Here is a 25,095-nt window from a genome sequence, read left to right on the forward strand (position 1 = left end):
CCCGAAAATCTTTCTGTGCGAGTTGTTTGTTAGAGCCAGAACTTATATCCCAGAGATATCTGTACAACGCGGTTTTTGGCATCTCCCGATTCCGTATATTTGTCGCGAGTTGCATTTGTTATTCCGATATTGTAGCGGATATCAAACTGAAGATTGTTGAATTCGTATGACACACCGAGCGGTATTGCGAGGTCAAAATTACGGGTGAAATTATCTGCATTTATCGTCGTGCCATCAGCCGTGAGCTTGAATTTGCTTCTTATCCGAAATCCAGGCTGAATGCCGGCTTTCACCGCTAAACCGTTGGATGCGTATATGTTTGCCATTATCGGAATGTTAATGTAATCCAGAATGAAATTACAATCAGCATCGGGTTCAGCCATATCTGTAATTCCAATTTCTTTGCTGTCTCTAAATCCTTGCTGCGAATATATTGCGCCGACAGAAAGTGATAAGCTCTGATGGACGAAATACTCGGCTTCAACGCCTGCAGCAAAGGCTTTGCGTGACTTGGCATCCCCAGCTGGCATTGTAGCGATGTTAAGTCCGATTTTAGGCTGAATGTTGAGGCTGCCGACCTCACTTTGCGCATTTGACATTAGCGGCATCAGAGCCACTATTATCGGTAAAAGATGCTTGTTCTTCATGAATTGCTTTAATTAGTAAAATGTTATTCATGAATATAACGGAATTTATCATTATTTTGTATGTCGAAGGTGTAGATTTAGAAAACAACTCGTGCAGAAAGTTCGAAAATCTTTCTGCACGAGTTGTTTATTTTGTAAGGCAAGAAAATGCTTACATCTTTACTTTTACCTTCTTGCCGTCATATTCTACGACTTTGCTCTTGCCGTCTGGCAATACGACTTTGAAAGAACGATGCTTCAACATTCCGTCAAACGAGCCTTTTATGTCGTTGATTGTGAGAATTTTGGCGGCATCGTTCCAAACAAATTGGATTTCGGTGTATTTGCCCTGCTCGTAATTGTAATTGTCGCCCTCGTCCTCGTAAAGCGTAAAACTTCCGTCTTTGCCGGGATAAACGCGGATTTCGAGGTTGCTCCAATCCTTTTCTGTAACATACTGCATTTCAGGTGCTAACGGCAATATTCCGCCCGCTTTTATGAACATCGGCGACTTGTCGAAAGTTGTGGTCAACGTAACCTTCTGACCGCCTTTGTAAAGTTTTCCGGTGTAGAAATCGTACCAGTCGCTGCCTTTCGGAAGGTATTTGACAGTCTGTTTTGTCTGAGTGAAATCAACTTCTGCAACCGCCTTACCGTCAGCATTATCGCGATTCCAGCCCGACATCTCGTCGGTCTTGATGATTTTTTCTTCTGTGTACTGAGCCTCCACAATCGGAGCAGCAAGGATGATGTCGCCCATCAAAAATTCGTCTGCCATTTCCCAAACATTTCTGTCGGCGGCAAAATCGCAAATCAACGGACGAAGATAACTGCCGTTGTTGCTCGTTACCTGCCAAGCCGTGGAATAGATATATGGCAACAGTCTGTACCTCAGACGGATAGTCTTTTCGATGGCATCATATACAATGTCGCCCTTATTGCCAAACTGCCAAATCTCCCTCGGAGCGTCTGCGCCGTGGCTGCGGAACACAGGACAGAACAATCCGTATTGCATCCAACGTACATAAAGTTCCTGATACTGAGGATTTTTTGGCGCGCTGCCGGGACCAGTTACGTTGTAAGCGTTGCAGAAAAATCCGCCTATGTCGGTGTTGAAATTCGGGTTGCCGGTCAGGGTGTAATTAAGACCGGCTGGCACTTGTTTGCGCAACATATCCCACGTGGAATTTACGTCGCCGCTCCACATATTGCTGCCGTAGCGTTGCTGACCCGCAAACGCACTGCGAGTCATTATGAAAACACGTTTTTTGCTCGATTCCTTGCGCTGAGCGTCATACACGCCGCCAACGGTGCAGAGCGGGAAGGCATTTCTCAACGAGCGGAATGTGCCGTCGCCGTCGCCCGCCTTGTGGTCGTAATTTTCCTTTTTGGGATAGAAACAATCGGGGTCGGTGGAATCCATCCACCAAGCGTCGATGTCGTAATCAAAAAGCGTCTTCAAATTTTTCCAATAAATCCTGCGCGCCTCCTCGCTGAACGGGTCATACACGCAAACGCCTGACGGATAATCCATTACCGGCGGCCAAATGTGCGAGATGCCGCTCTGTGGCCAAGTCTGGAAGTCAAACAACAAATCCTTCTCCTTCAACTCCCTGAAAGCCTTGGTCATAGGTCCAAAACTTGCCCAAATGGAAATCATAATGTGGGCGTTTTGCTGATGGACTTTCTGAATCATTTGTTTGCCGTCCGCAAAATCTTCGGAGAGGAAATCCATTGCGTTCCAGAGGTAATTGCTGCCCCAATACTGCCAATCCTGAATGATTCCGTCGAGCGGCACTTGGAGTTCGCGGTACTTATTGAGGACGGTGAGGAGTTCCTTGCTACTCTTGTAACGCTCCTTCGACTGCCAATAGCCGAAAGTCCACAGCGGGAACATCGGCACTTGTCCCGAGAGCGTCCTCATCTGCGCAATAACGCCGTCTGCCGAGCCGCCATACATAAAATAATAGTCTTCATACTTGGCAACTTCCGAGGCAAACTGCATACCGTCTGCCGTGCCGTCAAACTGGGTCGGGGAATAATTGTCCCAAAACAAACCCCAGCCCTCGATACTCTGCAACACATTCTGAAAGTCTTGAAGATTAGACTGTTCCATCAAAATATGTGCGTCCCTGCGGCTGAGTTTGCCGTCCTGAATGGTGCCGAGTCCGTAGATTTGCTCGTCCTTTTTGAGGAGAAAACTCTGAGTGAGTTTGTAGGTGTTGCGCTCCACCGCGCCGGGGCGGTCTTCGAGAGAGAAGGATTTTTCCGCCAACAGGAGTTTGCCCTTAGCGTCGTAGAAACTGAGCGCAAAGGTCTGCGGATTGAATTTGACCTTAATCTTGCTGCTTGAAACAGAATTCTGCTTCTTTGTAAGTTTCACGTCTTGCGGAACAGCCGTAACCACAAGGCTTTTCCCCTCAGGAGTTTTTCCTGCCGGATATTTGGTTATTCGCACAATTTCGGGAGTGTAGAATTCGGCTTTTATGCACGTCTGTTCCGATTGCCAAATCTGGCTGCTCTGCGCCATAAGTCCCGACGGAATGAGGCTCATGCTGGCCGAGACAAATAGAATTTTGAAAATTTTCATTTTGCTGCTATTAGGATTTTTGTTCGAGTTATATATTTGTATTTCGGAGAGCAAAGATACTGATATTTTTTTGTTTGACAAAGTTTTTATGTCCGAAAATGACTGCTGAAAGTTGAAATTATCAAGATATATGGCTGGTATATGGTAAGGCGGAAAGTTGAAAGCCGAAGGGGAGCGGTTGGCAATCCACAATGTTTTTTCAGTTAAGCCGATAGCAAGGGGGTAGCAAGGGGATAGCAAGGGGATAGCAAGGAGGTAGCAAGGAGGTAGCAAGGGGCAAGCAAGTCGGAAGTTTCGGGATTTCTTCGGGATGCCTTTGAGATTTATTCGAGTTTTAGTGCCATCCCTCACAAGGAAATTATAACTCCCGACGGACTTGTGGTGAGCGATGACATCAGCGTCGGTATGTATAACTTCGACGACAGTTTCGAGGCAATGAAAAAGAAGATAGAGCAATAACGAATTGTGCTCTGTCATCATCTTGCAGAAATACAGAAAAGAAATCGGGCAGAAGAACGCTTTGTTCTTTCTGCCCGATAATTTTATTTCTTGAAAATATATCCAAAAGATAATTGGATGACTCTGTGTCTTGCGCCTTCGCGAAGGGCGTCGTTCAGTCCGAAATTGTATCGGGCATCAACCTGAAATCTGCCAAATTCGTATGAAATTCCGACGGGGATTGAAAATTCTAAACGAAATTCTGGCGTGATGCTTTCGTCCTCATCGTAACTCCAATGTTCTGTAAGTCTGTTTCCTTTTTTCTTGCCGTAAACAAACATGCCAGGTTGAACACCTCCTTTTATAGCCAAACCTTTCCAGAGATAGACATTAAGCAGTAAGGGCAGATTGATGTAATCCATCTTGTATACACCAAAGCCTTCAGCATGGCTGCCTTGCTGAGAATACATGAGTCCTATGGAGTAGACACATGGATTTGAAGTCGGAATCTGTGCCTCAAATCCAACGTTGAATCCGTGGCGGGTGCTGAACTTGTCGTAATAATCGTCGCCTGTGAGCCTTGAACAGTTAAGGCCGGCTTTTAATAACATGTTTTTGTGAGTTTTTTCTTCTTGTGCGCTGCAAATTAGCGACAAAAATGCCGCGAATACGGTTAAAATAAATCTTATTTTCATGATAAAATTGGATTTTAAAGTGATGCTTTTACCTTTTTTGTGCGTAAACGTTTCTTTGGTAATGTTGATGCACTAATCTGTTTCTAAGTTTGTTGGAAGAATTTATGACACATAACCAATGGCTTGTTTTGCGCTTTCCTGATTTTAGTTTTTTTCTGAAAAAATCCGGGCAGAACGAGTAGTTAATCTCTTCTGCCCGGCTCTTTATTTAGTGAAGTATTGAATTACTTTTTAAGCTTTGCAAGACTCTCCTTCAAGGCTGCAATCTTAGTCTCGGCATCGCTCTGCTTCTTGCGCTCAAGGGCAACAACCTGCTCAGGCGCATTTGCTACGAAACGCTCGTTGCCAAGCTTCTTCATTACGCCGGCAAGGAAGCCTTCGAGATGCTTCAGTTCTGCCTCTTGCTTTGCAATCTCGGCATCCATGTCGATGAGGTTTCCAAGTGGAACGGCATATTCAGTTGTGCCGACAAGGAATGCGGCTGTGCCGTCGCCCTTTGCTGCAACCACCTCGATGCCCGAAAGGTTAGCCATCTTGATGATTACGCTGTTGAATGCCTCAACAGGATTGTTTTCAACCACCTGAAGGTCAACAACTTCTTTCTGCGCGATGTTCTTGCTGTTGCGAACTGCACGAACGCCAGCAACAACATTCTTAACGTCCTCAATCTGAGCGATAAGCTTGTTGTCAGCCTCGGTTGCAGCTGCAAGTTCGAGCTTAGAAACCATGATGCTTTCGCCGTCCTTGCGGTCGTAGATGTGCTGCCACAACTCCTCGGTGATGAACGGCATGAATGGGTGAAGCATCTTAAGCAAGTTGTCGAAGAATTCGAGTGTCTTGTTGTATGTCGTTGCATCGATAGGCGAGCCGTAGGCAGGCTTAACCATCTCGAGATACCAACTTGAGAACTCGTCCCAGAACAGTTTGTATACAGCCATCAGAGCCTCGCTTAGACGGTATTTTGTGAACAAGTCTTTCAACTCCTCGTTAGTCTTCTTTAACTGCGCCTCGAACCATTCTGTTGCAATCTTGCTGCTCTCAGGCTGAGCAATATCTGCTGTGTTCCATCCCTTTACAAGTCGGAAGGCATTCCATATCTTGTTGTTGAAGTTACGTCCCTGCTCGCAAAGACTCTCGTCGAACAATATGTCGTTGCCGGCTGGGGCTGAAAGCATCATACCCATGCGCACGCCGTCGGCTCCGTACTTCTCGATAAGCAAGAGTGGGTCTGGCGAGTTTCCGAGCGACTTAGACATCTTTCTGCCCAGTTTGTCGCGAACGATACCTGTGAAGTAAACGTTGCGGAAAGGTACATCCTTCATGTACTCTTCGCCAGCCATAATCATTCGAGCCACCCAGAAGAAGATGATGTCCGGACCTGTTACGAGGTCGGCAGTTGGATAGTAATACTTAATCTCGTCGTTGCCCGGATTGTTTATTCCGTCGAACAGAGAGACAGGCCACAACCATGATGAGAACCAAGTGTCGAGCGCATCCTCGTCGCGTGACAACTGGTCGATGGTGATGTTCTCGAAGCCAGCAATCTTCTTAGCCTTCTCGAGAGCCTCCTCGGCTGTGAGTGCAACCACGAACTTCTCCTCCTCGCCCTCGGCAGTTGGAAGGAAGTAGGCTGGAATGCGGTGACCCCACCAAAGCTGGCGGCTGATGCACCAGTCCTGAATGTTCTCGAGCCAGTTGCGGTATGTTGTAACGTATTTAGTAGGGTAGAACTTAATCTTGCCTTCGAGTACCGGTGGAAGAGCGATGTCGGCAAAGTGCTTCATCGACAAGAACCACTGCTTGCACAAGCGAGGTTCAACGGCTGTGTCCTGATTTCTTTCAGAATAGCCAACCTTGTTGTCATAGTCCTCAATCTTCTCCATCAGACCTGCGTTCTGAAGGTCGATGGCAATTTGCTTGCGCACGTCCATTCTGTCCTGACCAACGTACATGCCGGCAGCCTCAGAGATTGTTCCGTCTGGGTTGAAGATGTCGATAGTCTCAAGATTGTGAGTCTTGCCAAGGGCATAGTCGTTCACATCGTGAGCCGGAGTAACCTTCAGACAGCCAGTACCGAACTCAATGTCAACATAGCGGTCTTCGATAACCGGGATAACTCTGTTTACCAGCGGAACGATAACCTTATGACCGCGAAGCCACTGGTTCTTAGGGTCTTTAGGGTTGATACACATTGCTGTATCGCCCATGATAGTCTCAGGACGTGTTGTTGCTACGACAGCATAGTAGCGGCCTTTCTCGTCCTTGTGCAGAACTTCACCTTCTTCGCCGGTTGGAACAACAGGGTTAGTGTCGGCATCTGCTACATAGTAGCGAAGGTGGAATAGCTTGCTCTTCTCGTCGCGGTAGATAACCTCCTCGGTAGAGAGAACTGTCTGAGCCTTCGGATCCCAGTTTACCATGCGCAGACCGCGGTAGATGAGTCCTTTGTCGTAAAGGTCAACGAACACCTTCATAACGCTTTCCGAACGCTTCTCGTCCATTGTGAAGGCTGTTCTGTCCCAGTCGCATGATGCTCCGAGTTTGCGCAACTGCTTCAGGATGATGCCGCCGTGCTCGTTTGTCCAGTCCCAAGCGTGTTTCAGGAACTCGTCGCGAGTAAGGTCGCGTTTCTTGATGCCCTGCTCTGCCAATCGGTTTACGACCTTAGCCTCTGTTGCGATAGATGCGTGGTCTGTTCCCGGAACCCAGCAGGCATTCTTGCCGTCGAGACGTGCCTTGCGGATAAGGATATCTTGGATAGTATTGTTAAGCATGTGTCCCATGTGAAGCACACCTGTAACATTTGGTGGAGGGATAACGATGGTGTAAGGTTTGCGACCATCGGGCTTGCTGCTGAAAAGCTTGTTGTCAAGCCAGTACTGATACCATTTTTCCTCTACTTCAGAGGGATCGTATTTGCTTGCTAATTCCATATATAATTAAGTTTTTTATTTGCAAATTTCAAAACGCGGCAAAGTTAGTAAAAAAAAGCGTATCTTTGTACCTGAAAAACCAAATATATGCACAAAAAGATTCTGCAGATTGCCGTTCCGGCGATAATAAGTAACATAACCGTACCGCTTTTGGGGTTGGTCGATGTGGTTATTGTCGGTCATCTGGGCGCGGCGTCGTATATAGGAGCCATTGCCGTTGGGGGCATGATGTTCAGCCTGATATACTGGATTTTTGCCTTCCTGCGCATGGGAACGAGCGGCATGACGGCTCAGGCGTGGGGCAGGCGAGACCTTGGCGAGGTGGCACGACTTTTTGTGCGCTCTATGGCAATAGCCTTTGCCATCGGGCTGATTCTCATTGCGTTGCAGAAACCCATCGTCGGCTTGGTGTTCCGCTTTATCTCGGCATCCGACGAGGTGAGGCTTCTTGCCTGCCGCTATTTTGGCATCTGCATCTGGGGCGCGCCGGCGGCTCTGGGCTTGTTTAGTCTGTCGGGCTGGTACATCGGCGTGCAGAATTCGCGCCTGCCAATGTGGGTTGCCATCATTCAGAACGTGGTGAACATAGTGGTGAGTACGGTTCTCGTCATCTTCTTCGGAATGAAGATTGAGGGCGTTGCCATTGGCACTCTTGTGGCTCAGTATGCCGCTCTTCTGCTGGCTCTGGGCTTATGCCGGAAATACTACGGAAGGGTGGTGCGCAGGGCTGAAATCATGAGGTCGTTCGGGCGTGGCGAGATGATGCGCTTCTTCAGCGTAAACGGCGACATCTTTCTGCGTATGCTCTGCCTCGTTGCCGTAACGGTCTACTTTACCTCGGCGGGGGCGAGGAACGGCGATGTGGTTCTTGCCGTAAATACCCTTATAATGCAGTTCTTCACCCTGTTCTCGTACTTTATGGACGGCTTTGCATACGCCGGCGAGGCTCTCTGCGGAAAGAGCAAGGGCAGCGGCGATTATCCTCAGTTCCGTGCCACGGTAAGAGCCTTGTTCGGGTGGGGCGTTGCGCTTGCCGGCATCGTGTCTTTCGTGTATCTTCTTGGTGGCGAGGCGTTTGTTGGTGTGATGACCGACGACGCATCGGTCGTAGCCGAGTCGGCACATTATATTATGTGGGCGGGCGTGATTCCCGTAGCCAGTTTTGCGGCTTTTCTGTTCGACGGCATCTTCATCGGGATAACCGCCACAAAGGGCATGCTGGTGTCTATGTTTACCGCCATGCTTTGTTTCTTCGGCGTTGTTACATTATGTAATGATTACAATAACCATGTCTTGCTTTTTGCCTTCGTGCTTTATCTGTTTGTGAGGGGTGTTATTCAGTATGTAATATACAAGTTGTATATTATCCGCAAATTTATCTAATTTTGCAAAGTGGACTTTGAAAAATAAACCGACTTTCGTTAAAGACTTAAATTTTTGGGGCGTTTATGCTTCGTTTTTGTAAAAAAAGAAAAGCGTAATGTTTCTTATTTGATATAATGGGTTAATTTTGGCAACGCTAAAAATAGACTTAATATTATATAAAAAAACAACTTGTATTACGTAGTTAAATAAAGAAATGTTTAAAAACTTTCATGGATTCCATTTAGTAGAATCTTATCACAACAGTAAAGGCCAGAAACGATTCAGGGTAGTAGGCTATACCAAGGCTGTAATTGCAGCTATAATTTCGATTGTTATTGCATGTCTGCCGACAGAGGTTTTTGGCATTCCGAATCTTAATCCGGTACAGCAGAGAGTTATCGCGGTATTTTGCTTTGCCGCCATCATGTGGCTTTCAGAGGCTATCCCGTCGTGGTGTACCTCGGTGCTCATCATCGTGGTTATGCTCTTTACCATATCCGACAAGTCGCTGACCTGTTTCATGGCAGCAAAGGAGCAAGGCGCGCTGTATGTTCCTTACAAGAGCCTTATGCATTGCTTTGCCGACCCAACAATCCTTCTGTTCATCGGCGGTTTTGTGCTTGCCATCGGTATGACAAAGACTAAGCTCGACGTGGTGCTTGCCAAGAAACTGCTTGCTCCGTTCGGCACAAAGCCAACAACAATCCTTCTCGGATTCATTCTTGTAACAGCCATCTTCTCGGCATTCGTCAGCAACACGGCAACGGCGGCTATGATGCTTGCCTTCCTTGCTCCGGTATTGCGTGCAATGCCCGAGGGCAGCAAGGACCGTACGGCTCTGGCTCTTGCCATTCCTATCGGTGCAAACATAGGCGGTATAGCAACGCCTATCGGTACGCCTCCAAACACCATCGTTCTGGGCTACATGAACGAGACTCTCGGCATGAGCATCAGTTTCGGCGAGTGGATGCTGAAGATGGTTCCGCTGGTGGTTGCCCTTCTGCTTTGCGGTTGGATAATGCTTCGCTTCCTGTTCCCATTCTCTCAGAAGGAGATTAAACTCGAGATTGAGGGCGAGTTCAAGCCCGACACACATACATGGATTGTTATTGCTACGTTCATCGTTACCATCTTCCTGTGGTGCTTCAGCGACCTCTTGAAGTGGGGCTTGAACAGTAATATCGTTGCCATGCTTCCGATTGCGATTTTCGCCATTTCGGGAATCCTTACAAAGCGCGACCTCGAAGAAATCAACTGGGCTGTGCTGTGGATGGTTGCCGGAGGTTTCGCCCTTGGCGTTGCCCTCAACACAACCGAGCTGAGCAAGGTTTTGGTAGATGCCATTCCGTTCTCTCAGTGGAGTGCGCTGCTCGTTATGATTGTTTCGGGCATCGTATGTTTCGGATTCTCTAACTTCATCAGCCACTCGGCTGCCGCATCTCTTCTCACACCAGTCCTCGGCGTTGTTGCCGGAGCCATGGTTTCGGGCGGAGTGCTCGATATGGGCGGCGTGGCTCAGATGCTCATAGGCATCGCAATAGCAGCCAGCGTTTCTATGATTCTGCCAATCTCTACTCCTCCTAACGCCATTGCCCACTCAACGGGCTTCATCAAGCAGAACGATATGATGCTTGTCGGCGTTATCATGGGTGTGCTTGGCTTGGTAATAGGCTATTGCTGGATGTTCCTTGTGTTCTGAACATAAGTAATAAAAATAGATTTTTTTTCAGGCTCGCGTCTTTGTGAAAAGGTGCGGGTCTTTTTTTTGTGTGCCGTTTCTTTGATTTTTTACATAACCTCATCCCGAACGAATCCCGAAGGCATCCCGAAGAATCTATTTTTAGTGTGAAAAATAAATAGACAAGGTATAAAAATACCATAAAATATATTTTCTCGAATAAAAAAATATCGCTAATTTTGCAAACGAAAATTAAGGGTTGTATTCTTTGTACTTTTTTGTGCCATTCTTTTAGGGTGGTGTGACTAAGTTACTGATAGATAATTACTTTTATTTTCTGCTCCTCTGAGGGCATTTTCCATTAAAACAAGGATTAAGACTCACCAAACTCATTGTAATGTCCCTGCATCGTCCAGCCTCTGAGAGCATTTTCCATTAAAACAAGGATTAAGACAAGGAAGCAATGCGAGTTAGCAAGTGAATTGAGGTGTTTTCTCTGATAGCATTATCCATTAAAACAAGGATTAAGACACCATAAGGGTCAATATCATCAAAATCTCTGTCACTCTGAGAGCATCATCCATTAAAACAAGGTTTAAATCATCTTTTTTATCTGGCTTTATTTGTAGCTTTGCTATGTCGAGAATGGTTTTGCTTATCAACGCCAAGGATGAGTGAAAACTAACACATGGTAAGGCTATGGGGATTTTTTTGTTGCTTAGAAACATATAAAGGATGTTAACTAAACAGTAGCGTATTTTGCTTAAATATTTTATATTTGCCGTTGTTTATAATTGATAAAATCGTTAAATATGGGAAAACATTACACTTATACAATGAAAGTTGGCGATAAAAAATTAACTTTAAAAGACTTTAAACCAATATTCGATGAATATAACAAAAAATATTTTTATGGGAAATTAGGCGATTGCCGATTTATGTGGCTTCACCCTAAAGCCGCTTTAGGAAAATATATGTATGATAATGGAGTTTCAACAATTGGTTTTAATCGCAAACCAAACCATCCTGTCACAGATGAATATCTTGAAGAGGTCATGATACACGAAATGATACACATGTATGTCAGAACGATTGAAAACGTGAAGATTGATGGCGTGTGGGGTCATGGTTTTTATTTTAAAAAGCATTGCTTGCGTTTATATAAAAATTATAGAATAAAAATTGATATTATTTATATGGAAAAACGAAATAGTTGGTGGCGTAGAATATTAATGTATTTGTTCTGTTGGTAAAAATATGGTCGGAAACGACTGCATTTTTTGTCTAACGCTATGAATTCCAGAAAGAAAATTCCCATTGTAAATTGTTAATTGTCAACTGTTAATTCTCCAAAAAGTCCTCTTTTTTTTGATTTTTGAAAAATATTGTTATATTTGCATCCGAAAACTATCTCGATAATAGACTGGAATAAGTAAATATCTGACTTTCAATCTTATTAGTGATGCAAAAACTTTTTTAACATTTAATTCTAAAATCAAAAAGATGAAAACATTTTTTACAATGTTGATTGCCGTGCTGATGCTAAGCGTTCAGCCAGTTTCGGCAAAGGAAAAGGGCGTGGTGTGGGATCGTCCTGTGGTTACCGAGAAGAACGATAATATTGATGGGTATTTCAACACGCTTCTTGACATAAAGCGCGTTGAGTTTGCCGACGACGAAACGCGCGTGATGATGCACGTTGCCTTGCGTCCCGACAATTGGTTGCAGTTTGCCTCTGCCACTCGTCTGGAGTGCGACGGCAAACGATATGCCTTGAAAAAGTGCGACGGCATGGAACTCGACAAGCACGTCTATCTTAAAGGGCGTGGCGAAACAGATGTCGTGTTCCACTTCGAGCCGCTGCCATCATCTGCCACAAAATTCGATTTTGTAGAGGGCGATGCAGAGAGAGCGTTCGTAATCCGTGGCGTGCAGAACTTTGGTTCGGTGGCGCACCAGATGTATCCTACAAGCTGGCGAAACGAACAGACGGGCGACTGGGAGATTGGCTTCTACGAGGATTTTGCAATATACGACTGCAAGTTCTGGAACTATAAGCAGAAGCAGCAGAAGGGCGACAAATACATGTTTGTGCTCGAAAATGACGGCAAGGAAATCGTGGTGAATGCCGACAAGATAAAGGACGGCAAGCGCACAATTGCCATAGATGGCAAGAAAGCCATTTATTCGCTCCTTACATCTATTACTTTGCCCGACTATCCTACGAAAGACACGAATCCAACCTTCAAAAACACACATTTCAAGACCGATACCGTAACGCTTGTGGGCTGGCTCAGAAACAGACCGCGCGCCGAACGGTATGATGACAATTCGTACAATGTTAATTTTACCAATCCAATAACGGGCGAGGACGTAAATGTTTTCGGCAAAATGGATTCGCTTGGCAGATTTGTAGTAAAAGTGCCGATGCCAAACTCTTTCGAGGCGTTTTTCGATTGGGACAGAACATTCATCCGCACAATCCTTGAGCCGGGCGAGACTTACTTTCTGTTCTACGACTTCAAGTGCGGACACAAGTTCTTTATGGGCAAAAACTGCTGTCTGCAAAACGAGACGCTCGCTCATCCGTTCAGATGGCTGAACTTTAATCCTACGCGCGACATGACCGAGGACAATGTGAGAAAAATGTTTGACGGCCTGAAAAATTCTCTCTCAAAAAACATGGCAGAACTGAAGGAGATTGCCGAGAAGCACCCAACGGTTTCCGACCGCTTTTTTGCCTATCGCACCAAGTGCTACGAGGCAGAGGCAGCTTTTTATAATTTTGTTGCCAATTCATATTCTAGAAACTCCGGTATCGCTAAAGATATTATGGCGGAAAATGTCCGCGATTTGTGGGCAAAGCGCAACGAAAACAGCCTTATGTGCCGTGCGTTCTGGAATTTTCAGGGCTATTATGTATGGAGATTGATGGATTACAGCAAGTATGTTGTTAGGTCCGACAAAGGTAACGAATCGATTTACGAATATTTATATCCGCAGATTCTGCGACGCTATCGCGATGCCGGAAAGGTAAAGATTACAGACGACGAACTGGCTCAACTCGAGCGTAACGCCGCAGAGTGGAGAAGTACTTTGGAGGCTGATTACGACAAACGGAATGAGAAGCCGAACGATTATATGAAGAAGAGTGCCAAGATTCTGGAGCGCGAAGACATAAAGAAGGTTCTCGACGACGAAAATTCTTTGTTCGACTTATACATATTTCTTGAAATTGCCGAGTCTTTGAATATTGACAAGGAAACGCGCGACATTCTTGTTTCAAGATTTTTGTACGGCAGCATGACGGATACAGGCGAGCCGCTTAACGAAACGGCTGCGCGTTATGTAGACGAACTGGTGTCGCAGCCATCTGCCAAGGCCGCTATCAACACTTTGCAGAACAAGTATCTGGTTCTTGCCAAGAAAGATGTGTCTAAATACACAAAGTCGGCATCAGATGTTGCCGGAATGAGCGACGGCGAGAAGATTCTGCGCAAGATAATAGAGCCTTACAAGGGCAAGATTATTCTGCTCGATGTGTGGGGAACTTGGTGCGTGCCTTGCCGAATGGCTCTGCAACAAAGCAAGCAGGAGTATGAGAGTCTGAAGGATTACGACCTTGTGTATCTCTATCTTGCCAACCGCAGCCCCGAAGATGCTTGGAAGAATGTGATAAAGCAGTATGATGTAACGGGCGACAACGTGGTTCACTACAACCTGCCAGCCGACCAGCAGAGTGCCGTTGAACAGTTCGTTGGCGTAAATGGCTATCCAACCTACCGTCTGATAGACCGCAATGGCAACTTGGTTGACGTGAATGTTGATGCGCGCAGCATCGATGTCCTCAAAAAGGTGCTCAACAAGATTAAGTAACGGGCTGCCTTGATACAAAAAAAGTGCCGCGGCAATCAGTCTTTGCCGCGGCACTTTCTATAACCGTAAATAATTCTGTCTAAGACTCTCTGGCTGTCTGTTCTTTCATCATCTTCAGCCATTTAAGATAGCCGAAGACGGCGAAAGCCGTATATATTCCGTAGATACATGCCTTAAACGGAATGCCCTTGTGAATGTAGAGCGCAAAGCTGATGGCATCTACCACAAACCACAACAGCCATTGCTCAACATACTTGTGTGCCAAAGCCCACAGAGCCACTATGCTGAGTGCCGTGGTAAAGGCATCGCTCACCGGAACGGTACTGTTGGTGTAGTTGGCAAGAAACCACCATATAGCCAGCCAGATAACCAGCGTACAAACCGTAACAGGCAGATAATACGATTTTTTAAGATGCGTAATCGGCATGTCGCCTGCTCCGTGTTTGTCGTCCTTTCGCCCAAGTTTCCAGATGGCTACGCCGTAGACCGACGTAAGGCAGTAGTAGACAGCCATTCCGAAGTCGGCATACAGCCCTGCCTCGAAATATAGCACCATGTCTATTGCCGGCATCACTATGCTTGCAAGCCACAGCCAGATGTTTGCCTTGTATTCGAGATAAAGGTAAACAAGACCTACGACGAAGCCCAGAATGTCGAGGAATCTAAGTGTATCCATCTTTATGTCAGAATTTTAGGGTGATGTTGCCCATCATCGTAAAGCCAGCCATCGGAACGAATCCAAGCTCATAGTATCGGTTGTCGTTTGGATGTCCGTAGCTTTCGCAAATGGCAGAATAAACCCATCCGCTTGTGGCGTATCGTGCGTTGAACACGTTGTTGAGGTCAAGTCCGAAGGCTGCCTCCTTGATGTGCAACGGCTTTATCGGCATGGTGTAGCCCAAGTGAATGTTCGATACGCTGAACGCCGGCAGAGAACGGTCTTTGTTCGCGGTATTGTCGAGATACTGACGACCAACGGCAGATGTGTGCCAAACCGCCGTCATTCCCTTGTGGTGGAAACTAAGGAAGGCGTTGCCCGTAAAGGCTGGTGAGAAGGCGAGGGTAGAGTTGTCGTAGTGTATTGTTCTGAACTCATCCTTGCTGTCCCAGTCTTCAACCACCTCGTCGAAATCCTTAATCTTGTTCCGGCTAACCGCCATGTTAAGGTCGAGGCTCAGCCAAGGCGTGAAGTCGGCTCCGCATTGCAGTTCAATTCCGGCGCGATAACTGTCCTTGATGTTCGTTGTCAGCTTTTCGCCAATCTCATTCTCCTGTCCCGTCTGTACAAACTGGTCGGTATAGTCCATGTAATACAGGTTTATTCCGAGGCGGCATTTCTTGTTGCTCAGGGTGTAGCCCAGTTCGTAGTCCAAGAGCGATTCGGCTTTCGGAGCAGGATATGAGCCGTTGTCAGTAAAGTTGTTGCGCTCAGGCTCGCGGTGGCTCAAGGCTGCCGAACCGTAGACGCGGTGTTCGCCCAGAGTCCACGAGAATCCGGCTTTCGGATTGAAAAAGTCGTATTTCTTGTCGATGTCCAGTTTCTGGTTGTAGAAACCGCTCTCGTTGTCGTAGAACTTGTCGTTTATTCCGTCGGTCTTGTAGCCAACGTGGCGATACTGAATGTCGGCAAACACGTTCCAGTTGTCGGTTATGCTGAATGCCGCCTTTGCAAACGCGCTTCCGTCGGTCTTTGTCGCGTCAGAATCGTAATAGTCGTATCTGCCGTTTTTCAGGAATGTGGCAGCAATATCCTTGTCGGCAATATAAGTGATGTAGCCGAAGTGGTTTCCGCTGAAATACTGCATAGCCACGCCGCCTACGATGTCCCAGCGGTTGCGCTTGTAGCTTGTGTTCCATACAAGTCCGTAGGTGTTCTGTTCCAGACCTTTCTTGCGCACAAAGTCGCTTCTCTTAACTGCGTTGCCGTCGGCATCAGTATATTTCAGACCGAACTTGGCAAGTTTGTAGTTGTAGCGGAACTGGTCGTAATAGCCGTAGCCGTAGGTGTAGCGTGCCGATGCCGTTGTGCTCCAGTAGTTGTTTATGTCCCACGCAAACGACAGAATGTTGTGGTCTTGCCAGAAGTTGTCGGTCGTTCTGCTCCATAGCGAGCCGTCGTTCATCTCGTAACGCTTGGTTATGTATTTTCCGTTGGCATCCTTTGCAAAGTTTCCGCTTTCGTCGTAAACAAGACGTTCGTACAGAGAGTTGAAGCGTCCCAGTCCTACTTCGTACATGTCTTTGTATGTCTTTATGCCTGTGTTTGCGCCGTATGTTCCGTCCATCAGACTAAGGTCGTCGTCGCCGGCGGTAATGCCGCTCCAAGCTTGTCCGGTTTTCTCAAAGTTGCCTATGTTCTTGTATCTAATCTGAATACGGTCGTTCATCCATGTAATACCGCCGTAGTATGAGCCTGAGCGTCCGGCTGTTCCGTGAATGAATCCGTCGGTATTCGTCTCGTGGTATGCGCCGTCTATGATAAGGTGCTTGAACAGCAAGCCCGATGACAGCGAGACTCCGGCGTTCCAAGTGTTGTAAGAGCCGTATGAGCCCGAAACCTCGACTGTAGGTGTTGGCGAAGGCGCGGCCGTAGAGAGAGCCACCGTTCCGCCGAATGCGCCGTCGCCGTTGGTAGATGTACCAACGCCTCGCTGAATCTGTACCGAGCCGAGCATTGCTCCGTAACTGTTCATATTAGCCCAGAATACGCATTGGTCTTCGGGCGAGTTTAGCGGCATTCCGTCGAGCGTTACGTTTATGCGCGAGTCGCCAGCGCCGCGGATTCTCATATACGATGTTCCTGTTCCAACGCCGTTGTCGCTCCATGCAATAACGCCCGGAGTCTGCGAAAACAGCATTGGCAGTTCCTTTCCAGTTCGTGCAAAACTCTGCAACTCAGTCTTTCTGATATTCGTAATGGCATAGGGGGCATTTTTCTGCGCTCTTACGCCGTTAACAACAACCTCTTGCATCTGTTCAATCTTCAGCGAGTCGTACTGCGCATGTGCAGCCGTCGCCACGGACATTGTTGAAATGCCCAGCAATACAATCTTTTTCATGTTCATCTAAAAAAACGGGGGGGAGTCGTGTCCGAAAAACAACCTATCCATACCTACGTCGGCATTATCCGATTCAGGTTCGAGGGTATCATCTCAGCCAACAAACGGTTAGCACCCCTTGATAATCTGTTAAAAACGATGCAAAAGTACAAATTTTCTGCCAATCAAAAAACAAAAACTGTTCCGATTATTTTTTTCTAGTTGTGGAATTACATCGCAGGAATTCTGTTATCCGGCTTTTTCTGATGGCTTGTACAAAAAAAGAGGATTCCATTTTCTGGAATCCCCCTTTTTGAAAAATATGGTCAAATGTGATTCTATTACAGAATTGTCTTGACAGCCTCAAGCATACCCTTTGACTGGATAAGGTCGAGGTACTCTTTAACAAGAGCAGTAAGACCAGGAACCTCGTTGAGGTTCTGCTTGCTCTCCTTCCAAATAACGTCTGTTGCGCCAAGAACGCCCTCTGCAACCTTCTGAGTGTCGCCTGTAGCCCAAAGTTGAGTAAGAAGATCCATAATCTCCTGTGCATCGTTTGGCTGGATAGGAGCACCGTCCTCGCGAACGCCACCCTTGTAGTAAGTGATGATTGCTGCCAAACCGAATACCAAGCCCTTTGGAAGCTCGCCCTTGCGCTCAAGATAAATCTTAAGGCCTGGAAGGTCGCGAGTCTCGAACTTAGGGAATGAGTTAAGCATGATAGAAGTAACCTGATGGTCAACGTATGGGTTCTTGAAACGCTCAACAACATCGGCTGCAAACTTCTGAAGCTCGTCCTTTGGAAGGTCGAGAGTCTCCATCAACTCGCCAAACTGAACCTTCTCGATGTACTTGCCAAGAACAGGGTGGTTGCAAGCATCGCGTACGATGTTTACGCCGCTGAGGTAAGTAACAGGAGAGAGAACTGTGTGAGGGCCGTTGAGCAATGTAACCTTACGAGCGTGGTAAGGAGCCTCGCTCTCGGCAATAAGAACGTGAAGACCTGCCTTCTCTGCTGGGAACTCAGCACGAAGCTCGTCGCAAGTCATGTTGCTAGCCTTCTCGATAACCCACAAGTGGAAGATTTCAGCCTGAACAACCAAGTTGTCGGCATAGCCAATCTTCTCCTGAATGTCCTTGATTTCGTTGCGTGGGAAGCCCGGAACGATACGGTCAACCAATGTAGCGCATACATAGTTGTACTTCTCGAACCACTCCTTGAATGCTGCGTAGTCAGCACCGAAGTCAGCCTTCCAAAGCTCGATGTACTGCTCGATGCACTCCTTCAGGTGGTGACCGTTAAGGAAGATAAGCTCGCAAGGCATGATGATGAGACCCTTCTTAGGATCGCCGTTGAATGTCTTGAAACGACGGTAGAGAAGCTGTGTAAGCTTGCCCGGATATGATGATGCAGGAGCATCTGAGAACTTGCAGTTAGCATCGAAAGTGATACCAGCCTCAGTTGTGTTAGAGATAACGAAGCGGATTTCTGGCTGGTCTGCAAGAGCCATGAATGCTGCGTTCTGTGAGTATGGGTTAAGAGCGCGGCTGATTACGTCGATACGAGTAAGGCTATTTACTGCCTTGCCCTCGTCAAGACCCTGAAGATTAACGTGATACATACAGTCCTGACCGTTAAGCCACTCAACCATACCTTTCTCGATAGGCTGCACAACTACTACGCTACTGTTGAAGTTTGTCTTCTGATTCATATTGTAGATAATCCAATCTACAAAAGCACGAAGGAAGTTACCCTCACCAAACTGAATGATTCTTTCAGGCGCGCACGATTTTGGCGCTGTTCTTTTGTTTAATGCCTGCAACATAATAATATCTGTTTTTTTGTTAATAAATTTCTTAAATGTTTCTGATAAACACCACAAAAGTACGAATAAATTTTGTAATACCAAATTTATTTTATACTTTTGTGTGCGATAACACTAAAAAACGACGAATTTGGTGCTGTTTAACATTTAACGACATTTTAATCAAAAAAATATATAAAAATAATGAAACAGTTTATGGACGAAAACTTCTTGTTGCAGACTGAAACTGCGCAGAAGTTGTATCACGAGCATGCTGCAAAGATGCCTATCATTGATTACCACTGTCACCTTATTCCACAGATGGTTGCAGAGAACAAGCGTTTTGAGTCTATCGCACAGATTTGGCTTATGGGCGACCACTACAAGTGGAGAGCAATGCGCTCTAACGGTGTTGATGAGCGTTTCTGCACAGGCAAGGATACTACCGACTGGGAGAAGTTTGAAAAGTGGGCAGAGACTGTTCCTTACACATTCCGCAACCCTCTTTATCACTGGACTCACCTCGAGTTGAAGACTGCTTTCGGAATCAACGAAACTTTGAATCCTACTAACGCTAAGGCAATCTACGACAAGTGTAACGACCTCATCAAGAACGACCCTAAGTTTACTCCACGCGGCTTGATGGCTCACTATAATGTAGAGACTGTTTGTACTACCGACGATCCTGTTGACACTCTTGAGTGGCACAAGATTGTTGCTGCCGACCCAACTTGCAAGACTCGCATGATTCCTGCATGGCGTCCTGATAAGGCTATGGCTGTTGAGGTTCCTGCTGAGTTCAAGGCATACGTTGACAAGTTGGCTGAGATGGCTGGCATGACAATCTCTAACTTCAACGACTTTGTCGATGCTCTTCAGAAGCGTCACGACTTCTTCGCATCTATGGGATGTAAACTTTCTGACCACGGTATCGAGGAATTCTATGCTGAGGATTATACAGATGCTGAAATCAGCGCAATATTTAATAAGGTATATGGCGGTGCACAGCTTACAGAGGAGGAGAACCTCAAGTTCAAGAGCGCGATGATGTATATCTTCGCTGTTCAGGATGCTGAGGCTGGCTGGACACAGCAGTTCCACTACGGTGCTATCCGTAACAACAATACAAAGATGTTCAAGCAACTTGGTCCTGATACAGGCTTCGACTCAATCGGCGAGTTCAACACAGCCAAGAAGTGCTCTAAGTTCCTTAACCGCCTTAACATGGAGGGTAAACTTGCAAAGACTATCCTTTACAACCTTAACCCATGTGCTAACGAGGTTCTTGCAACAATGCTTGGTAACTTCCAGGACGGTTCTGTTCCGGGCAAGATTCAGTGGGGTTCAGGATGGTGGTTCCTCGATCAGAAGGACGGTATGCAGAAGCAGATGAACGCTCTTTCTGTTCTCGGTCTTCTGTCACGCTTCGTTGGTATGCTTACCGACTCACGCTCATTCCTTTCTTACCCACGTCATGAGTACTTCCGTCGTATTCTTTGTAACCTTATCGGCAACGATATCGAGAACGGCGAGATTCCATACGTTGGCTACGAGGCTGAGCGCATGAATCAGATGGTAGAGGATATCTGCTACAACAACGCTAAGAATTATTTCAACTTCTAATAGTTGGCAATAGTATATTAGGTTAAGGCGTACGCTCGCGCGAGTGTACGCTTTTTTTTATGTCGGTTCGGCTTGGATTCAATAATATTCATTATCCTTGATAAGGAAAAAACGGACTTTTTGCTGGTTTTGGTGCGGCTTGCCAGCCCGAACCTTCTCCGTATCTTTCCTCTATCTTGCTTTTGTGTTGAATCTACCTTGCTGTGATTTTTCAGTTTTCAACTCTTTGCTTGTCCAATTTCATTGAACATTGTTAATTTTAAATTTTCAACTTTCAAGTTCTCTCCATCATATTTTTATGATTACTGCGGCAGAAGTCATTTTTTTTGTCTAATTTTGCAACGGCTTATTGACTTGCCCCGAAACGGTGTTTGCCGGCGGCAGGTATATTGGATTAAAACAAAACGAAAGAAGTATGAAATATGCGCTTGTTACAGGTGCTTCGCGAGGATTGGGCAGAGCCATCGCCCTGAAGATTGCGAGCATGAATATTCCTGTAATAATCAACTATCAGAATAACGAGGAGGCTGCACAGCAGACTTTGGATGACATTGTTAAGAACGGCGGAAACGCAGAGTTGATGAGGTTTAATGTTGCTGTAAAGGACGAAGTTCAGGCTGCGCTGAATGCGTGGGAGGCTGCACACCCCGAAGATTATATTGCCTATCTGGTAAATAATGCGGGTGTGCGACGCGACAACGTGCTGTTTATGATGCCCGACAAGGACTGGCACGATGTTGTTGACACCACTCTCACTGGATTCTACAATGTAACGCAGAGTGTTATCGTAAAGATGATGATGCGCAAGCACGGCGGAAAAATCGTGAACATGGCGTCGCTTTCGGGCATTAAGGGAATGGCTGGCCAGACAAACTACAGCGCGGCAAAGGCGGCTCTGATTGGTGCCACTAAGGCTCTTGCTCAGGAAGTAGCGGTGCGCGGCGTTACTGTAAATGCTGTGGCTCCGGGTTTTATCGAGACTGATATGACCAAGGAACTCCCTGTTGACGAACTGAAGAAGATGGTTCCGATGAACCGTTTCGGAAAGCCAGAAGAGGTTGCCGAGCTTGTTGCCTTCCTGCTTTCTGATGCGGCAAGTTACATCACCGGCGAGGTGATTTCGATAAACGGCGGACTTTATACCTAATGTGAGAATTGAAAAGTGATGATTGCGTAAGAATCGCAATAAGCGCAGATAAAATAAAGTAAATGAGAAGAGTAGTTATTACAGGCATGGGAATATGGTCGTGCCTTGGATATAATGTAGAGGAAGTGAGACAGAGCCTTTACGAAGGCAAATCGGGCATCGGCCTTGAGCCTGAACGACTCGACTACGGATATCAGTCGGGCCTGACCGGCATTGTCAAACTTCCGCAGCTCAAGGGCGTGATTGACCGCCGTTTGCGCCGCGGATTCTCCGAAGAGGCGGAATTCGCCTTCATGGCAAGCAAGGAAGCCTTCGAAATGGCTAACATCAGCGATGAGTATCTGCTAAACAACGAGGTCGGCTGTATCTTCGGCAACGACTCGTCGGCAAAGCCTGTTATCGAGGCTTCGAAGATTATGGACGAGAAGCGCGACACCGAACTGCTGGGGCAGAACTTCATCTTTCAGGCAATGAACTCGACGGTTAACATGAACATGAGCACCGTGTTCCACCTGAAGGGCGTGAACTTCTCGATAAGTGCAGCGTGCGCCAGCGGAAGCCATTCCATCGGTATTGGCTACATGCTTATAAAGCAGGGCTTGCAGGACATGATTCTGTGCGGCGGAGCGCAGGAAATAAATTTCTACTCAATGGCATCGTTCGATGCCCTCGGAGCATTCTCTAAGCGCATGGACGAGCCTACGAAGGCATCGCGTCCGTTCGACCGCGACCGCGACGGACTCATTCCAAGCGGCGGAGCAGCGGCTCTCGTTCTGGAGGAATACGAACATGCCGTGGCTCGCGGAGCTACAATCCTTGCCGAGGTTTCGGGCTACGGATTCTCGTCTAACGGAACAGCTGTAATCAGTCAGCCGAGCGACGAAGGCTGCGTTATTGCCATGCAGCGCGCCATGAACGATGCAGGCATCTCTGCCGACGACGTCGACTATATTAACGCCCACGCAACAAGCACGCATCTGGGAGACATGTACGAGGCTATCGCCCTGAACCGTCTGTTCAACGGCAAGCACGCCCTCATCAGTTCGACAAAGGGCATGACTGGCCACGAATGTTGGATGGCAGGCGCGAGCGAGATTGTATATTCAACCCTTATGATGCAGAACAACTTTGTGGCTCCAAACATAAATCTCGAAAACAGAGACGAATATTCAGAGCCGCTGAATCTTGCCGACAAGACTGTCGAGACCGAGGTTAACACCGTTCTGAGCAATTCATTCGGCTTTGGCGGAACAAACTCGGCTCTGGTTATAAAGAAAGTATAGAAATTACCAAGTTAAATACAAATAAATTAAATTACAAAGACTATGAAGAAACTTTTGTTTTTGATGGTTGCATTGTTCTCTACAGTAACAATGTGTGCAAAGGATGATGTGAGATACAAGAGTGGCTCACTTTCTGAGATTAAGGCTGCTGGCAGCTCAAAGGTATTTGTTGTATGGGATTACACAGGCTCTACTTTGGAAGGAAAGCCTGTTGCCGAGTTCCTGAAAGAAAAGGGCTCAGACTGGGAGCAGGCATATCCGGGAGAACTTGCCGAGGCTGAGGCAGAATTTGCCAAGACCGTAAATGAAAGTAAATTTGTTAAAGTGACAACAAACAAGGCTGAGGCTCAGTATGTTATCACTATCAAGGTTAAGGATTTTCACTATGGTAGCACCGCTGCTTCTGTTTTGGTAGGCTTTGGCGCAGGTGATGCACACCTTGATGGCACTATGGAGTTTACTAAGAATGGCAGCACAGAAAAAATAGCGGTTCTTGATGTTGATGGCGTTCCGGGCTGTGGCTATGGCAATGAGCGTCGTCGCAGAAATACATACGAGGAGCTTGGAGAGTGGGTTGTTAAACTTATCAAGAAGGCAAAGTAATTTGTAATTATCCCCATTCATAATAATGAATTTATCTCCTTCATTAAAGAAGAAATATACTTCTGAACAGTTCTCGGCAAGAGACGCTCAGCGTCTGGCTGAGTTCATCGCTTGGGGACCTGTTGTGTTTCAGGCATCGCGACTGATGATTAAGTTCGGCATCTTGGAACACATCAGAAACAGCGACAACGGTCTGACCGAGGACGAGGTGGTTGAAAAGACTGGTCTGTCTAAGTATGCGGTGAAATGCCTTCTCGAGGCTTCGCTTTGCATCGGCACGGTCTTGATTGATGACGAGACAAACCGATACACAATATCGAAAACCGGATGGTTCTTGCTGAACGACCCTGCAACGAGAGTGAACATCGACTTTAACCACGATGTGAACTACGAAGGCTGGTTCAAGCTCGAGGAATCGCTCCAGAACGGCAAGCCAGAAGGTCTGAAGCACTTCGGCGCATGGCCTACAATCTACGAGGGCTTGTCGAGCCTGCCTGAGCAGGTGCAGAAAAGCTGGTTCGGATTCGACCATTTCTACAGCGACTCATCGTTCCCTGAGGCATTGCAGATTGTGTTCGGAAAGTACGGCGTCCGCTCGCTCTACGATGTTGGCGGCAACACTGGAAAATGGGCTTTGCAGTGCGTTTCTCACTCGGCAGATGCTCAGATAACGGTGCTCGACCTTCCGCAGCAGATAGGGCTGATGAAGAGCAACATCGAAGGCAAGCAAGGTGCTGAGCGCATCAGCGGATATGGCATCAACCTGCTCGACGAAAACAGCCTCTTCCCAAAACGCGAAGGCGGACTCGATGCCGTGTGGATGTCGCAGTTCCTCGACTGCTTCTCGGAAGATCAGATTGTAAGCATCCTGAAGCGCGCAAAGAACGCGATGGATGCTCACACACGCCTCTTCATCATGGAGACGCTGTGGGACAGACAGCGGTTTGAGCCGGCTGCCTTCTGCCTTACGATGACGAGCCTCTACTTTACTGCGCTCGCCAACGGAAACAGCAAGATGTATCATTCCGACGACTTCATCAGACTGATTGATGAGGCTGGATTGGGCGTGGAGGAGATTCACGACAATCTGGGACAAGGACACAGCATAATTGTTTGTAAACTAAAATAATAAATAACTTTTGTAAATTATGACAAGAACCGAAATTGAAGAGAAAGTAAAGGCTTTCATGATTGATGAACTTGAGATTGATGAGGAGAAAATCGCTCCAGAGGCAACATTGAAGGATGATCTTGGCATCGACAGCCTTGACTTTGTTGACATTGTGGTTATCGTTGAGAGAAACTTCGGCTTCAAGATTAAACCCGAAGAGATGGTTGGCGTAACCACTTTGGCACAGTTCTGCGACTATATTGAAAGTAAGGTAAACGCTTAAT

17 protein-coding genes and 1 riboswitch are annotated in these 25,095 nt (G+C 46.8%); of the genes, 10 read left to right on the forward strand and 7 right to left on the reverse strand.

The window, feature by feature from the left end:
• Positions 1-29: 29 nt before the first annotated feature.
• The 4 genes from T538_RS0101945 to T538_RS0101960 form a co-directional block, all read right to left on the reverse strand.
• Positions 30-647, reverse strand: coding sequence for a porin family protein (locus T538_RS0101945; RefSeq protein ID WP_031531817.1), 618 nt, complete (start codon positions 645-647; stop codon positions 30-32).
• A gap of 151 nt (positions 648-798) precedes the next feature.
• On the reverse strand, positions 799-3,216 hold the full coding sequence (locus T538_RS0101950) for a glycoside hydrolase family 31 protein (protein ID WP_031531818.1): 2,418 nt from the start codon (positions 3,214-3,216) through the stop codon (positions 799-801).
• A 542-nt stretch (positions 3,217-3,758) separates the two neighbouring features.
• Complete coding sequence (locus tag T538_RS0101955; protein WP_081834825.1) at positions 3,759-4,349, reverse strand: porin family protein; 591 nt, start codon at positions 4,347-4,349, stop codon at positions 3,759-3,761.
• Between the two features lie 224 nt (positions 4,350-4,573).
• The gene (locus tag T538_RS0101960) at positions 4,574-7,282 is read right to left on the reverse strand and encodes a valine--tRNA ligase (protein WP_031531820.1); all 2,709 of its coding nucleotides are present in this window, start codon (positions 7,280-7,282) and stop codon (positions 4,574-4,576) included.
• A gap of 87 nt (positions 7,283-7,369) precedes the next feature.
• Here T538_RS0101960 and T538_RS0101965 point away from each other — a divergent pair, with 87 nt between their 5' ends.
• The 4 genes from T538_RS0101965 to T538_RS0101985 all read left to right on the forward strand — a co-directional run bounded on the left by T538_RS0101965 (position 7,370) and on the right by T538_RS0101985 (position 14,201).
• On the forward strand, positions 7,370-8,665 hold the full coding sequence (locus tag T538_RS0101965) for an MATE family efflux transporter (RefSeq protein WP_031531821.1): 1,296 nt from the start codon (positions 7,370-7,372) through the stop codon (positions 8,663-8,665).
• Positions 8,666-8,861: 196 nt separating this feature from the next.
• Entirely contained in the window at positions 8,862-10,346 is a 1,485-nt protein-coding gene (locus T538_RS0101970) for an SLC13 family permease (RefSeq protein ID WP_031531822.1), read from the forward strand.
• Between the two features lie 815 nt (positions 10,347-11,161).
• Positions 11,162-11,578, forward strand: coding sequence for a SprT-like domain-containing protein (locus tag T538_RS0101980; protein WP_031531824.1), 417 nt, complete (start codon positions 11,162-11,164; stop codon positions 11,576-11,578).
• 250 nt (positions 11,579-11,828) lie between these two features.
• On the forward strand, positions 11,829-14,201 hold the full coding sequence (locus T538_RS0101985) for a TlpA family protein disulfide reductase (protein WP_031531825.1): 2,373 nt from the start codon (positions 11,829-11,831) through the stop codon (positions 14,199-14,201).
• A 79-nt stretch (positions 14,202-14,280) separates the two neighbouring features.
• On the opposite strand, the gene pnuC is transcribed toward T538_RS0101985, so the two are convergent.
• From pnuC to T538_RS0102005, 3 genes are all read right to left on the reverse strand, one after another.
• A complete protein-coding gene (pnuC, locus tag T538_RS0101990; protein ID WP_031531827.1) occupies positions 14,281-14,877 on the reverse strand; it encodes a nicotinamide riboside transporter PnuC in 597 nt (198 codons plus the stop codon).
• Positions 14,878-14,884: 7 nt separating this feature from the next.
• Positions 14,885-17,260 carry a TonB-dependent receptor gene (locus tag T538_RS0101995; RefSeq protein WP_031531828.1) on the reverse strand — a complete coding sequence of 792 codons (2,376 nt, stop codon included), beginning with the start codon at positions 17,258-17,260 and terminating at the stop codon, positions 14,885-14,887.
• 32 nt (positions 17,261-17,292) lie between these two features.
• A riboswitch (TPP riboswitch) is annotated at positions 17,293-17,389 on the reverse strand.
• A gap of 191 nt (positions 17,390-17,580) precedes the next feature.
• Positions 17,581-19,065, reverse strand: a complete 1,485-nt coding sequence (locus tag T538_RS0102005; protein ID WP_231497052.1) for a tagaturonate reductase — start codon at positions 19,063-19,065, stop codon at positions 17,581-17,583.
• A gap of 183 nt (positions 19,066-19,248) precedes the next feature.
• On the opposite strand from T538_RS0102005, the gene uxaC reads away from it, so the two are divergent.
• From uxaC to T538_RS0102035, 6 genes are all read left to right on the forward strand, one after another.
• Entirely contained in the window at positions 19,249-20,667 is a 1,419-nt protein-coding gene (uxaC, locus tag T538_RS0102010; protein ID WP_031531830.1) for a glucuronate isomerase, read from the forward strand.
• 415 nt (positions 20,668-21,082) lie between these two features.
• Complete coding sequence (fabG, locus tag T538_RS0102015) at positions 21,083-21,814, forward strand: flexirubin biosynthesis SDR family reductase FlxB (protein WP_031531831.1); 732 nt, start codon at positions 21,083-21,085, stop codon at positions 21,812-21,814.
• A gap of 62 nt (positions 21,815-21,876) precedes the next feature.
• Positions 21,877-23,097, forward strand: a complete 1,221-nt coding sequence (locus T538_RS0102020) for a beta-ketoacyl-[acyl-carrier-protein] synthase family protein (RefSeq protein ID WP_031531832.1) — start codon at positions 21,877-21,879, stop codon at positions 23,095-23,097.
• Between the two features lie 42 nt (positions 23,098-23,139).
• Positions 23,140-23,700, forward strand: a complete 561-nt coding sequence (locus T538_RS0102025; protein WP_031531833.1) for a hypothetical protein — start codon at positions 23,140-23,142, stop codon at positions 23,698-23,700.
• A 25-nt stretch (positions 23,701-23,725) separates the two neighbouring features.
• Entirely contained in the window at positions 23,726-24,829 is a 1,104-nt protein-coding gene (locus T538_RS0102030) for a FlxJ family methyltransferase (protein ID WP_031531834.1), read from the forward strand.
• 19 nt (positions 24,830-24,848) lie between these two features.
• On the forward strand, positions 24,849-25,094 hold the full coding sequence (locus tag T538_RS0102035) for an acyl carrier protein (protein ID WP_031531835.1): 246 nt from the start codon (positions 24,849-24,851) through the stop codon (positions 25,092-25,094).
• Position 25,095: the final 1 nt, after the last annotated feature.

It is taken from the genome of Bacteroides sp. Ga6A2, from assembly GCF_000702225.1.
Taxonomy (GTDB): Bacteria; Bacteroidota; Bacteroidia; order Bacteroidales; family Bacteroidaceae; genus Ga6A1.

Bases quoted from the DNA above. Each gene is read 5' to 3' on its own strand.
- T538_RS0101985 (WP_031531825.1), top strand. From the start codon at position 11,829: ATGAAAACATTTTTTACAATGTTGATTGCCGTGCTGATGCTAAGCGTT.
- T538_RS0101980 (WP_031531824.1), top strand. From the start codon at position 11,162: ATGAAAGTTGGCGATAAAAAATTAACTTTAAAAGACTTTAAACCAATA.
- T538_RS0101995 (WP_031531828.1), bottom strand. From the start codon at position 17,260: ATGAAAAAGATTGTATTGCTGGGCATTTCAACAATGTCCGTGGCGACG.
- T538_RS0101970 (WP_031531822.1), top strand. From the start codon at position 8,862: ATGTTTAAAAACTTTCATGGATTCCATTTAGTAGAATCTTATCACAAC.
- T538_RS0102025 (WP_031531833.1), top strand. From the start codon at position 23,140: ATGAAGAAACTTTTGTTTTTGATGGTTGCATTGTTCTCTACAGTAACA.
- fabG (WP_031531831.1), top strand. From the start codon at position 21,083: ATGAAATATGCGCTTGTTACAGGTGCTTCGCGAGGATTGGGCAGAGCC.
- T538_RS0101955 (WP_081834825.1), bottom strand. From the start codon at position 4,349: ATGAAAATAAGATTTATTTTAACCGTATTCGCGGCATTTTTGTCGCTA.
- T538_RS0101960 (WP_031531820.1), bottom strand. From the start codon at position 7,282: ATGGAATTAGCAAGCAAATACGATCCCTCTGAAGTAGAGGAAAAATGG.
- T538_RS0102035 (WP_031531835.1), top strand. From the start codon at position 24,849: ATGACAAGAACCGAAATTGAAGAGAAAGTAAAGGCTTTCATGATTGAT.
- T538_RS0102020 (WP_031531832.1), top strand. From the start codon at position 21,877: ATGAGAAGAGTAGTTATTACAGGCATGGGAATATGGTCGTGCCTTGGA.
- T538_RS0101945 (WP_031531817.1), bottom strand. From the start codon at position 647: ATGAAGAACAAGCATCTTTTACCGATAATAGTGGCTCTGATGCCGCTA.
- uxaC (WP_031531830.1), top strand. From the start codon at position 19,249: ATGAAACAGTTTATGGACGAAAACTTCTTGTTGCAGACTGAAACTGCG.
- T538_RS0101965 (WP_031531821.1), top strand. From the start codon at position 7,370: ATGCACAAAAAGATTCTGCAGATTGCCGTTCCGGCGATAATAAGTAAC.
- T538_RS0101950 (WP_031531818.1), bottom strand. From the start codon at position 3,216: ATGAAAATTTTCAAAATTCTATTTGTCTCGGCCAGCATGAGCCTCATT.
- T538_RS0102005 (WP_231497052.1), bottom strand. From the start codon at position 19,065: ATGTTGCAGGCATTAAACAAAAGAACAGCGCCAAAATCGTGCGCGCCT.
- pnuC (WP_031531827.1), bottom strand. From the start codon at position 14,877: ATGGATACACTTAGATTCCTCGACATTCTGGGCTTCGTCGTAGGTCTT.
- T538_RS0102030 (WP_031531834.1), top strand. From the start codon at position 23,726: ATGAATTTATCTCCTTCATTAAAGAAGAAATATACTTCTGAACAGTTC.